The sequence below is a fragment of the Acidovorax sp. FHTAMBA genome (assembly GCF_038958875.1).
Lineage (GTDB): Bacteria > Pseudomonadota > Gammaproteobacteria > Burkholderiales > Burkholderiaceae_C > Acidovorax.
This window is the reverse complement of the sequence record NZ_CP152407.1, coordinates 2,125,312-2,136,512: the sequence shown is the minus strand read 5'-3', so window position 1 is coordinate 2,136,512 and position 11,201 is coordinate 2,125,312. Positions and strand designations below refer to the sequence as shown.

At 64.1% G+C, this 11,201-nt stretch carries 11 protein-coding genes; 3 read left to right on the top strand and 8 right to left on the bottom strand.

Annotated features, from left to right (window positions below; genetic code table 11):
- The first annotated feature begins 55 nt into the window (after positions 1–55).
- Positions 56–499 (top strand): universal stress protein, encoded by a 444-nt coding sequence (locus AAFF19_RS10050; RefSeq protein WP_008906191.1) that lies wholly within the window; start codon positions 56–58, stop codon positions 497–499.
- 138 nt (positions 500–637) lie between these two features.
- Here AAFF19_RS10050 and AAFF19_RS10045 read toward each other — a convergent pair whose 3' ends face one another.
- The 7 genes from AAFF19_RS10045 to AAFF19_RS10015 form a co-directional block, all read right to left on the bottom strand.
- Positions 638–2,212: a malonyl-CoA synthase gene (locus AAFF19_RS10045; RefSeq protein ID WP_342721736.1), complete on the bottom strand. Its 1,575-nt coding sequence runs from the start codon at positions 2,210–2,212 to the stop codon at positions 638–640.
- 62 nt (positions 2,213–2,274) lie between these two features.
- Positions 2,275–3,078 carry an enoyl-CoA hydratase/isomerase family protein gene (locus AAFF19_RS10040; RefSeq protein WP_342721735.1) on the bottom strand — a complete coding sequence of 268 codons (804 nt, stop codon included), beginning with the start codon at positions 3,076–3,078 and terminating at the stop codon, positions 2,275–2,277.
- Positions 3,079–3,218: 140 nt separating this feature from the next.
- Positions 3,219–4,214: a tripartite tricarboxylate transporter substrate binding protein gene (locus AAFF19_RS10035; protein ID WP_008906194.1), complete on the bottom strand. Its 996-nt coding sequence runs from the start codon at positions 4,212–4,214 to the stop codon at positions 3,219–3,221.
- Positions 4,215–4,301: 87 nt separating this feature from the next.
- Complete coding sequence (locus tag AAFF19_RS10030) at positions 4,302–5,786, bottom strand: malonyl-CoA decarboxylase (RefSeq protein ID WP_034695134.1); 1,485 nt, start codon at positions 5,784–5,786, stop codon at positions 4,302–4,304.
- Entirely contained in the window at positions 5,786–6,454 is a 669-nt protein-coding gene (locus tag AAFF19_RS10025) for a GntR family transcriptional regulator (protein WP_008906196.1), read from the bottom strand. Before AAFF19_RS10025 ends, AAFF19_RS10030 begins: the two co-directional genes overlap by 1 nt.
- A gap of 363 nt (positions 6,455–6,817) precedes the next feature.
- Positions 6,818–7,639 carry a prolipoprotein diacylglyceryl transferase gene (gene lgt / locus AAFF19_RS10020; RefSeq protein ID WP_008906197.1) on the bottom strand — a complete coding sequence of 274 codons (822 nt, stop codon included), beginning with the start codon at positions 7,637–7,639 and terminating at the stop codon, positions 6,818–6,820.
- A gap of 28 nt (positions 7,640–7,667) precedes the next feature.
- Positions 7,668–8,594, bottom strand: a complete 927-nt coding sequence (locus AAFF19_RS10015; protein ID WP_034695098.1) for a LysR family transcriptional regulator — start codon at positions 8,592–8,594, stop codon at positions 7,668–7,670.
- Positions 8,595–8,715: 121 nt separating this feature from the next.
- Between AAFF19_RS10015 and ilvD the strand changes: the two genes are divergently transcribed.
- Positions 8,716–10,422 carry a dihydroxy-acid dehydratase gene (gene ilvD / locus AAFF19_RS10010; protein WP_008906199.1) on the top strand — a complete coding sequence of 569 codons (1,707 nt, stop codon included), beginning with the start codon at positions 8,716–8,718 and terminating at the stop codon, positions 10,420–10,422.
- 107 nt (positions 10,423–10,529) lie between these two features.
- Here the strand turns inward: ilvD and AAFF19_RS10005 are convergent, their stop codons facing one another.
- Complete coding sequence (locus AAFF19_RS10005; protein WP_008906200.1) at positions 10,530–10,772, bottom strand: TIGR04438 family Trp-rich protein; 243 nt, start codon at positions 10,770–10,772, stop codon at positions 10,530–10,532.
- A 112-nt stretch (positions 10,773–10,884) separates the two neighbouring features.
- Here AAFF19_RS10005 and AAFF19_RS10000 point away from each other — a divergent pair, with 112 nt between their 5' ends.
- Entirely contained in the window at positions 10,885–11,190 is a 306-nt protein-coding gene (locus tag AAFF19_RS10000) for a c-type cytochrome (protein WP_008906201.1), read from the top strand.
- Positions 11,191–11,201: the final 11 nt, after the last annotated feature.

Genomic DNA, 11,201 nt, shown 5'->3' with positions numbered 1-11,201 from the left:
AGTCCCGGAACATGATTCATCCTAAGCTTGTTCCATCACTTTGAGGAGATCTTTCATGTACAAACGCATCCTGATCGCAACAGACGGCTCCCCCCTCTCGGACAAGGCCGTCGAACACGGACTGTCGCTCGCAGCCCTCACGGGTGCCACCGTGGTGGCCCTCAAGGTGGTGCCCCGCTATCCGCGCAGCTACTTTGAAGGTGGCATGCCGGTGGATGCCAACGATGTGAAGCGCATCGAGACCCAGTGGGGCAATGCAGCGCAAGCGATGGTCGATGGTGTGAAAGCCCAGGGCAGCGCCCAGGGTGTGACGGTCAAAGCCATCGTCGCCAAGTCCGACCTGGTGGCAGAAGCCGTCATCTCGGCCGCGAAAAAGCACAAGTGCGACATGATCGTGATGGCGTCGCACGGGCGCAAAGGCATCAAGCGCCTGCTGCTGGGCAGCGAAACGCAGCACGTGCTCACCCACTCGCACATTCCGGTGCTGGTACTGCGCTGATGCTTCGGCGGCCGAAATTTGAATGAAATTGGCCTCTAGCGCTTGCTGAATAAGCGCCAGCAGCTATCAAATAAGAAGCAATTTAGTGCTATCAATGGGGCCATGGGCCCCATTGTTGTCTGACGGGCATCCCGCCCCTCACGCAAACAAATCCTTGTACTGATCACGCAGCAGGTTTTTCTGCACCTTGCCCATGGTGTTGCGGGGAAGCTCGGGCACCACAAAGCACTTCTTGGGAATCTTGAAGTTGGCCAGTTGCGACTTGAGCTGCGCCACGATGGAGTCCGGGTTGATCTGTGCTCCTGGTTTGGCGATCACCACCGCCACGCCCACCTCGCCAAAGTCCGGGTGGGGCACGCCGACCAGCGCGCTCTCGGCCACGCCGGGCATCTCGTTGATGTAGCCCTCGATCTCGGCCGGGTAGACGTTGTAGCCGCCGCTGATGATGAGATCCTTGCTGCGGCCCACGATGCTGACGTAGTCGCGCTCGTCCACCTTGCCCACATCGCCGGTCTTGAACCAGCCGTCAGCGGTGAACTCTTCGGCCGTCTTCTCGGGCATGCGCCAATAGCCCTTGAACACGTTGGGGCCATGCACCTGGATGTTGCCGATCTCGCCCACGGGCAGGGGTTTGCCCGCGTCGTCCACCACACGCAGGCCCACGCCGGGCAGCGGAAAGCCCACGGTGGCGCCCCGCCGCTCGGTCTGGCCCGCATGGCGCGCATCGGCGGCGTAGGGGTTGGACGTGAGCATGATGGTCTCGCTCATGCCATAGCGCTCCAGAATGGTGTGGCCGGTGCGCTGCTGCCATTCATTGAAGGTCTCGATCAAGAGCGGTGCGGAGCCTGCGATGAACAGGCGCATGTTGCGGGCGGCCTCCTTGTTCAGCCCTGCCTCGGCCAGCAGGCGCACATACAGCGTGGGCACCCCCATGAAGACGGTGGCACGCGGCATGGCAGCCAGCACGGCCTTGGGGTCGAACTTGGCCATCCAGATCATCTTGCTGCCGTTGATGAGCGCGCCATGGATGGCCACAAACAGGCCATGCACGTGGAAGATGGGCAGCGCGTGGATCAGCACATCCCCACGGCCATCAGGCCCTCCGGTTGCCGTCCAACCCCAATACTCCTTGAGCACCTGCGCATTCGACAGCAGGTTGCCGTGGGTGAGCATCGCGCCCTTGCTGCGGCCGGTGGTACCACTGGTGTACAGGATGGCCGCCAGGTCATCGGCCTTGCGGGGCTCGGGCGTGTGGGCGTCGCCATGGTGCGCGGCGCGCTCAAGCAGGCTGCCGGTGCGGTCGTCGCCCAGCGTGAAGACATGCTGGGTGCCCAGCGTGAAGGCGATTTTGGACACCCAGCCGAAGTTGCCGGGGCTGCAAACCACCACCGCAGGCTCGGCATTGCCGATGAAGTACTCGATCTCGGCGCTCTGGTACGCCGTGTTGAGCGGCAAAAACACATAGCCCGCGCGCAAGGTGGCCAGGTACAGCAGCATGGCTTCGACCGACTTTTCCACCTGCACGGCCACGCGGCTGCCTTCGGGCAGCTTCAGTGATGCGAGCAGGTTGGCGATGCGCGCACTGGCGTGGTCCAGATCGGCCCAGGTGTAGAGCAGCGGGGCGCCATCGGGCGCTGTGGCCTCGACGGCGGTGCTGCTCAGGTCGGCGGGAAAGGCTGCGCGCAGTGCGCTGAAAAGATTGTGTTGGCTCATGGCAGTGGGCGGTTTGAGGGGTTCATTCAGATCATCAGATCAACAACGGCAGGCGGCGCCCGTCAAAACAGGGGGGCGCGCTTTTCCAGGAATGCGGTGATGCCCTCGCGGTGCTCTGCACTGTCCGCGTAGGCATAGGGGTCAGGCAATTCAAATACTATGTTTTTTATAGCATTAGGCGCATTACCATCAAGCGCTAAAGGCATTTTTAATGCCCGAAGTGTTTGCTTGTTCATGCGTGCCGCCTGGGGAGCCAGTGCAGCAATGCGCTGGGCACTGCCCTGCGCTTCCGCAGGCACCAGGTCGTCCGCCACAACGCGGCTCAGAAAGCCGCGCGCCAGCATCTCGGCGGCGTTGAACGTGGCGGCCTCCAGCAGCATCTGCCGCGCCGTGACATCGCCCACAGCCCCTGCCACCAGTTGCGCCTCTCGCGGGGCCATGGGAAAGCCGAGCCTGGCGATGGGGGCACCAAAGCGTGCCGACGTGCCCGCGATGCGGATGTCGCAGCAGCTGGCAATCTCCACGCCCGCGCCCATGCAGGCACCGCTGACCTGCGCCACGATGGGTACATCGCACAACAGCATGGCGTTCAGGGCGCCCCAGACATCGTTCTCATGGAAGTCGCGCAGGGCAGTGGCGTCAAACCGGAAGCCGGGGTATTCCGAAATGTCGCCACCCGCACAGAACGCCCCGCCCTCGCCCGCAATGAGCACACAGCGCACGTCGCTGCGCGGCTGGAGGCCTTCAAACACCGCACGCAGCTGCCGCCACATCGCGCGCGACATGGCGTTCAGCCGCCCGGCGTGGCGCAGGGTGACACGCACCACACCGCCCTCACCCGCATCCATCAACACTTCACCCGACATATTCGTTGCCCATCACGATTGCAAAGTCCCCTGCCCGCAACAACTGGGGCTGCGCCATCGCCAGTGCCACCGTGGAACTGGCTCTGCCAGGCCACGGGTGGCGTCCCCTTCAGGGGGAAGGCGCGAAGCGACTCAGGGGGTTAATCAAGTTTTGCGCCAGAGGCCTTCACCACTGCCGCCCAGCGCTTGACTTCGCTGCTGACCATGCCTGCAAACTGCTGCTGGGTCATCCCGCCGTATTCGGCGCCGTTGTTCGCCCAGATGGTCCTGAGCTCCTCGGCGGTGCCGAGCTTGCGGATTTCTTCCACGATGCGCGCCTGCACGTCGGCCGGCGTGCCCTTGGGCGCCCACAGGCCGTACCAGGTGGTGACGGTGTAGTCGGGCAGGCCCACCTCGGCAGCGCAAGGCACATCCGGGAATGCCGGGTTGCGCTTGGGCCCCGACACCATCAGCGCCTTGATGCGGCCGCCCTTGATGTGCGAGGCCGATGAGCCCAGACCATCAAACATCATGTCCACCTGCCCGCCGATCAGATCCTGCAGCGCAGGGCCCGCGCCCCGGTAGGGGATGTGGGTGATGAAGGTGCCGGTCTGCTGCTTGAACAGCTCGCCCGCAAGGTGATGCGACGTGCCCGCACCGGCCGAGCCGTAGTTGAGCTTGGCGGGGTTGCGCTTGACGTACTCCATGAACTGCTGGAAGTTGCTGACCGGTACGTTCTTGGGGTTGACCACCACCACCTGGGGCACATTGGCCAGCAGGTACAGCGGGATGAAGTCTTTCTCGATGTCGTAGTCGAGCTTGGGGTACATCGAGGGGGCGATCGCATGGTGCACGGCCCCCATGAACAGGGTGTAGCCGTCCGGTGCGGCCTTGGCGGCGTAGCTGGCACCCACGGTGCCCCCCGCACCCCCGCGGTTGTCGATCACCAGTGTCTTGCCGGTCGCCTTGGAAAACTGCGCCGCCAGCGGGCGGGCAAACGCGTCGGTGCCGCCCCCGGCCGGGAAAGGCACCACCAGGTTCACCGGTTTGGTGGGCCAGCCCGCACCCTGCGCCCAGCCGGAGCCGCTGGCCAGGCCCAGGCCTGCCGCCGCTGCACCCAGCAACACCTCTCTGCGTTGGATTCGCACGTTCTTCATCTCTTGTCTCCTGTCGTCGTTGTAAAAAATTTCCTGGTGGCTGGATCTGTGGCCTCCAGGACCACAGATCCGATGCACGCCGGGTCGTCAGTCGCGGCAAAGGCTGTCGATATCCCCCGACACCGGCACCTTGCCCTGCGCGAGCAAGCTGCGGTGCTTGTCGATGCGCTTGAGGTCATACAGGTAATTCACCATCAGCCCGTACGATTGTTTCTGCCCTTTGCTGGACGGGTCCCCGGCCCAGTTCAGCCGTTCCACCCGCGCGCCGTTGCCCAGGTGAAAACGGGCCACGGGGTCCACCGGTTTGCCGTCTTGCAGCTCCCGCGCCAGGTACCACGCGGCACACTCCAGCAACATCTGGCGCACAGGCGATCTGGCGTCCAGGTCGGTGACCTTGTCGAGTGCCGCAAGCAAATGGGTGGCCTGCGGGGGTTCAAAACCCACGGCCCGGCCCAGCTCGCTGCGACGCTTGTCGTCCAGGCGCTCCAGCATGGCCCCGGCATGTTTGCCCAGCCATGCGCGAAAACCCGGGATCGGCGACAGCGTGGCAAAGGTGCGCAGCCGGGGAAATTCGGAGGTGAGGGTCTCCACCACGTGCTTGATGAGCGAATCGCCAAAGCTCACGCCGCGCAGCCCCGTCTGCGTGTTGCTGATCGAATAGAAGATCGCCGTGGTGGCCCGCGAGATGTCCACGGGCGCCGCTGCCTCGTCCAGGAGCGGCGTGATGCTGGCAGACATCTTGTCCAGCAGCGCCACCTCCACAAAAATCAAGGGCTCGTTGGGCAGGCGCGGGTGAAAGAAACCGTAGCAGCGGCGGTCGCTGTCCAGCCGGTTTTTCAGGTCGGCCCAGCTGCGGATGTCGTGCACGGCTTCGTACTTGATGAGCTTTTCAAGCAGCGAGGCCGGCGAGTCCCACGACAGGCAGCGCAGTTCCAGGAAGGCCACGTCGAACCAGGTGGAGAACAGGTGTTCCAGCTCGGCATCGAGCGCCAGCAGCCGCTTGTCGGCCTTGAGCAGGGGCAGCAGCTCGGCACGCATGTCCAGCAAAAAGCGCATGCCTTGCGGAAACACCGAAAACCGCTGCAGCAGCCGCGTGCGTGGCGACACCAGTGCGCGGCGCAGGCTGATCTCGGCCTGGCCTTCTTCGGCCGTGCCGGCTGCGGCTTCGTAACGCTGGCGGGCCGACTTGAAGCGCGTGGCATCGGGGGCAAACTGCTCGCACATCAACAGCCACATATCGCGGCGCTCTTCGGGCTCGGCCTTGGCGTACCACTCGGCCACGGCCTGGGCGCGGCGGCCCCCTTCGATTTCGCTCACCTGCGGGGCCACCACCTCCTGCAGGTCGGCCAGCAGGCGGCGCAGCGCGCGCGGCGACAAGGCCTCCTGCCCGCGGCGCAGTGTGGCCTGCAGGCGCTCATGGGTAGATCGCGGCACCGCCACCTTGGCGACCACATCGGTCACGGTTTTGTCGAGCACAGCCTTGGCGGATTTGTCCACCACCTTGTCGGCAGGCGGTGCTGCCGTGCGCAGGCGCGATACGCTGCGTGCGATCCACTCAGGGGTACTGTTGATCATGGTGTCAACCTCGATTGCTGGTTGCGGGCTACATCGCGCAGCGCGTCACGCTGGCGCAAAAGATGGTCGCGCATGGTCTGCTCGGCGGTTTCGCAGTCGCGCAACTTGAGGGCGGCAAACACCGCCAGGTGTTCGGCCAGGCTTTGCTGCAACCGGCCCGGCACGTGCAGGGTCTGCGCCCGCGCCAGCCGCAGGATCTTGCGCAGATCGCCAATCACCTGGGCCAGCCAGCGGTTGTCTGCCAGGGTGATGAAGGCCTCGTGGATGGCGTAATTGGCTTCGTAGTAATCCGCAATGCGACCCTCTGCTGCAAACTGCTGCAGCCGCTGGTGCAACACGTCGAGCGCCGCGATGTCGGCCGCCCCCGCCTTGCGTGTGGCCTCATGGGCGGCGCGGCCCTCCAGCAAGGCGATCACGGGAAATATGTCATCCAGATCCTGTTCGGTGATCTCGGCCACAAAGCAGCCCCGGCGGGGCTCATGGCGCAACAGGCCTTCTGCCACCAGCACCTTGAGGGCTTCACGCAGGGGTGTGCGCGAAATTGCCAGCCGCTCGCACAGGGCCGCCTCGTCCAGAAAACTGCCCGGCGGCAACGCGCCGGCAAAAATCTGCTCGCGCAGGCGTGACGCCGCTTCGTCGTGCAGAGAATTGGGAACCGGACGCATGGTACAGGTGGACTCCATAGCGCAAAGGCCGCGACCGGAGTGGTCGTCTTTGGCATCCAACACACCGCTAACGGTATGCAAAGTGGGTGCAGGCCTCTGATGCCACGTAATTTCTCATAATTATGAAAAATTACAAGCAAACAAACCCGCATCCGACCACGGGAACCCGCACAAGGGGCTCACTTGATGCAGCGCCGCAACAAGGAATGTGAGCCCAAGACGTCGCTCCCGCCGACGGTGTGATGCCGTTTCTCCCGCGGGTGCCCCCATTGCCGCTGAGGCCCACCGCTGCCCATCACCGCAATTAACTACATTTTTTATAGCTGCCAGCGCTTATCCAGTATGCGCTAGAGGCCATTTTTATCAAATTTTCTTAGCCACAGGCTGGCGCTGGGCCCACACCCACAGGGCCACGCCCGCGGCAATCATCGGCAGGCACAGCCATTGCCCCATGCTCATGCCCAGCGACAGCAGCCCCAGGAAGCTGTCGGGTTCACGGAAATACTCGGCGATGAAGCGGAACACGCCGTAGCCCATCAGGAACGCTGCGGCCACCTGACCCTGGCGACGCTCCTTGCGCGCATACAGCCACAGCAAAATGAACAGCAGCAGCCCTTCCAGCAGAAACTGGTAGACCTGCGACGGGTGGCGCGGCTGCATGGACCCACTGTGCGCAAACACCATGCCCCAGGGCAGGTCCGGGCTGGCAAAACGGCCCCACAGCTCGCCATTGATGAAATTGCCCACCCGGCCCGCGGCGAGACCCGTGGGCACGCAGGGCGCCACAAAGTCGGCCACCTGCAGCCAGGGGCGCTTGCGCGAATGTGCGAACCACAACATGGCCACGATCACGCCCAGCAGGCCGCCGTGAAAGGCCATTCCCCCTTGCCATACGGCAAAAATCTCCAGCGGATGGCTGAGGTAATACGCAGGTTTGTAGAACAGGCAGTAGCCCAGACGCCCGCCAATCACCACACCCGCCACACCCAGAAAGAGAATGTCTTCCACATCCTTGCGCGACCACGCGCCGGGCCCGGTGATGGAGGCAAATGGCTCGTGCCGCAGGCGCCGGATGCCCAGCAGCATGAACAGGCCAAAGGCCGCGAGGTAGGTCAGGCCATACCAGTGGATGGCCAGCGGGCCGATCTGCAGGGCAACGGGGTCGATGTGGGGATAGGTCAGCATGGGGGCGATTGTGCACGCGAAGCAAGCCCTACGCTTTCAGGGCGCTGGCCTGCACCTCCTGGGCCACAAAGTCGATCCACCGTGCCAGTGCGGGCGGCACGGCGGCGCCCCAGACCAAGCTGGTTTCACAGACCGGCACCGGTGCCGACTTGCCGTCCAGTTCGCGGTAGACGACGCCCGGCCGTTGAAACTGCCGCACGCTGGCAGGCACCCAGGCCAGCCCCAGGTCGGCCGACACCAGATTGACGATGGTCTGCATCTGGATGGCCTCTTGCGCCACCTGTGGCTCCTGCCCTGCCGCGTGATACAGCGCCACGATGGCGTCGTACAGCGACGGCAGGATGGGGCGGGGAAAAATCACCAGGGGCTCCTGCTGCAGATCGGAGAAACACAAGGTGGGCCGGTGCGCCATCGCGTGGTGTTCGGGCAGCGCGAGTACCAGCGGCTCTTGCGCCACGCACAGGCTTTGCAGCGCCGGTGGCGCGCCGCCGGGCGTGTGCAACAGCAGCCCGGCATCAATCTCCCCCCGCGCCAGCGCCTGCAGTTGCACATCGCCCGTCGCCTCGATCAGCTCCAGCCGTACCCCGGGCCACTGGGCCCGGAAGGCACGCACCCATTGCGGCAGCAGGCCGAAACCCACCGTAGAGACAAAGGCCAGACGCAGCCGCCCCACCTCGCCCGCCGCCGCCGCGCGTGCCTGCGCAGGGAGCGCCTGGGCGCGTTCGAGCAGATCCAGCACCTGCGGCAACAGGGCTGCACCGGCGGGGGTCAGCTGCACGCTGCGTTTGGTGCGGTCGAACAGCTGAAGGCCCAGCGTGCGCTCCAGCCCGGCAATGGCCTGGGTGAGCGGCGGTTGTGTCATGTGCAAGCGCTGCGCCGCCCGGCCAAAGTGCAGTTCCTGGGCCACTGCGGCAAACTGCCGCCACAAACGCATATCAATGAATGGCTCTTTCATATGCCGTACATATTAATCGCCCTGTACAAATGGATTGGATGACGCCCACCAATCGCCGCATACTCGCGGCTGCGAAAAGTTTCCCCACCCACAAGATTCGCTCCACGAAGGAAAACACACCATGGCAGACAACAAAGTCATCCCGATCCAGCCCATCAACCGCCGCAGCGCCAACATCACGCAAGGCAAGTCGCGCGCGCCCAACCGCTCCATGTACTACGCCATGGGCTACGAGGAAGGCGACTTCGTGAAACCCATGGTGGGCGTGGCCAATGGCCACAGCACCATCACCCCCTGCAACAGCGGCCTGCAGAAGCTGGCCGATGCTGCCATTGAAGGCATTGAAGAAGCCGGCGGCAACGCCCAGGTGTTCGGCACGCCCACCATCAGCGACGGCATGGCCATGGGCACCGAAGGCATGAAATACAGCCTGGTGAGCCGTGAGGTGATCAGCGACTGCATCGAGACCTGCGTGGGCGGCCAGTGGATGGACGGGGTGCTGGTGGTGGGCGGCTGCGACAAGAACATGCCGGGCGGCCTGATGGGCATGCTGCGCGCCAACGTGCCCGCCATCTACGTGTATGGCGGCACCATCCTGCCCGGCAGCTACCAGGGCAAGGACCTGAACATCGTGAGCGTGTTCGAGGCCGTGGGGGAGAACGCCGCCGGCAAGCTCAGCGACTTTGACCTCAAGGAGATCGAAAAACGCGCCATCCCCGGCACCGGCTCGTGCGGCGGCATGTACACCGCTAACACCATGTCCAGCGCTTTCGAGGCACTGGGCATCAGCCTGCCGTATTCGTCCACCATGGCCAACCCGCACGACGAGAAGATGAACTCGGCCAAGGAATCGGCCAAGGTGCTGATCGAGGCGATCAAGATGGATCTGAAGCCGCGCGACATCGTGACGCGCAAATCCATCGAGAACGCCGTGGCCGTCATCATGGCCACGGGCGGCTCGACCAACGCGGTGCTGCACTTCCTGGCCATTGCACATGCAGCGGGCGTGGAGTGGAGCATCGACGACTTCGAGCGCGTGCGCGTGAAGACCCCCGTGCTGTGCGACCTCAAGCCCAGCGGCAAATACCTGGCCGTGGATCTGCACCGCGCGGGCGGCATCCCGCAGGTGATGAAGATCTTGCTCAATGCCGGCCTGCTGCACGGCGACTGCATCACCATCTCTGGCAAGACGGTTGCCGAAGTGCTGAGGGACGTGCCGGACGAGCCGCGCGCCGACCAGGACGTGATCCGCCCGATCGACAAGCCCATGTACGCGCAGGGCCACCTGGCCATCCTGAAGGGAAACCTGAGCCCCGAGGGTGCCGTGGCCAAGATCACAGGACTGAAGAACCCGGTCATCACCGGCCCTGCCCGCGTGTTCGACGACGAGCAGTCGGCCCTGCAGGCCATCCTGGACGGCAAGATCAAGGCCGGCGATGTGATGGTGCTGCGCTACCTGGGCCCCAAGGGCGGCCCGGGCATGCCCGAAATGCTGGCCCCCACCGGCGCGCTGATCGGCGCGGGCCTGGGCGAGAGCGTGGGCCTGATCACCGACGGCCGGTTCTCCGGCGGCACCTGGGGCATGGTGGTAGGCCACGTGGCGCCTGAAGCGGCGGCCGGCGGCACGATTGCCTTCGTCAACGAAGGCGACAGCATCACCATCGATGCGCGCCAGCTGCTGCTGGAGCTCAACGTGAGCGAGGAAGAAATTGCCAAGCGCCGCGCCGCGTGGACGGCTCCGGCGCCCCGCTACACCCGCGGCGTGCAGGCCAAGTTTGCGTTCAATGCCTCCAGCGCGAGCAAGGGCGCGGTGCTGGACGCTTATTAAGCATTGCCAACAATACAAATGCCCGGTGTGTAAGGCACACCGGGCATTTTTTATGATGAGCGGCCAGCCGGGACAGACGGCTGCCGCTTGCCAAAGGCGTCAGGCGCCTAGCGCGGCTTGCGCGGGCGGATGCCCAGAGCTTCCTTGTTCTTGTTGATGCGGTCCTGCTTGCGCTGCTCCATCTTTTCCACAGCTTTACGTTTCGTATATCCCGTGGAATCAGCCCAGGCCCACCATAAGACCGTAAGCCCAAACGGCGCCAGCACCCACCACCAGGACCAGGCGGCCACAGGACCGATCTCGAAATACTTCAGCGCAAGCAACACCAATGAAAGACCCAGCAGGTACATCGCGATCTCCTGAAAAAGCCGAAAAACCTGGTTGACCCCGCGCAATCCCGTGTCAACCCAAGACACTACAATCCCATTGAAGAACTGTAACCCAACCACAGGAAATCCCACCATGAAGCGTACCCTGATCACCCTTGCCATGACGCTGTCGGTTGCGGCACCCGCCATGGCCGACATGGCGCTGGCAACGTCGAAAAACTGCATGGCATGCCACGCAGTGGATAAGAAGTTGGTGGGCCCCTCCTACAAGGATGTGGCGGCCAAGTACGCGGGCCAGAAAGACGCTGTGGACAAGCTGGCTGCAAAGATCATCAAGGGCGGTTCTGGTGTGTGGGGGCCCGTGCCGATGCCTGCCAACGCCCAGGTGAACGACGCCGATGCGAAGAAGCTTGCAGCCTGGGTGATGACCCACAAGTAATCCCACGCCTT

Excerpts from the sequence above, each read along its gene's own strand:
- AAFF19_RS10050 (WP_008906191.1), top strand. The coding sequence starts at position 56 with ATGTACAAACGCATCCTGATCGCAACAGACGGCTCCCCCCTCTCGGAC.
- AAFF19_RS10045 (WP_342721736.1), bottom strand. The coding sequence starts at position 2,212 with ATGAGCCAACACAATCTTTTCAGCGCACTGCGCGCAGCCTTTCCCGCC.
- AAFF19_RS10040 (WP_342721735.1), bottom strand. The coding sequence starts at position 3,078 with ATGTCGGGTGAAGTGTTGATGGATGCGGGTGAGGGCGGTGTGGTGCGT.
- AAFF19_RS10035 (WP_008906194.1), bottom strand. The coding sequence starts at position 4,214 with ATGAAGAACGTGCGAATCCAACGCAGAGAGGTGTTGCTGGGTGCAGCG.
- AAFF19_RS10025 (WP_008906196.1), bottom strand. The coding sequence starts at position 6,454 with ATGCGTCCGGTTCCCAATTCTCTGCACGACGAAGCGGCGTCACGCCTG.
- lgt (WP_008906197.1), bottom strand. The coding sequence starts at position 7,639 with ATGCTGACCTATCCCCACATCGACCCCGTTGCCCTGCAGATCGGCCCG.
- AAFF19_RS10015 (WP_034695098.1), bottom strand. The coding sequence starts at position 8,594 with ATGAAAGAGCCATTCATTGATATGCGTTTGTGGCGGCAGTTTGCCGCA.
- ilvD (WP_008906199.1), top strand. The coding sequence starts at position 8,716 with ATGGCAGACAACAAAGTCATCCCGATCCAGCCCATCAACCGCCGCAGC.
- AAFF19_RS10005 (WP_008906200.1), bottom strand. The coding sequence starts at position 10,772 with ATGTACCTGCTGGGTCTTTCATTGGTGTTGCTTGCGCTGAAGTATTTC.
- AAFF19_RS10000 (WP_008906201.1), top strand. The coding sequence starts at position 10,885 with ATGAAGCGTACCCTGATCACCCTTGCCATGACGCTGTCGGTTGCGGCA.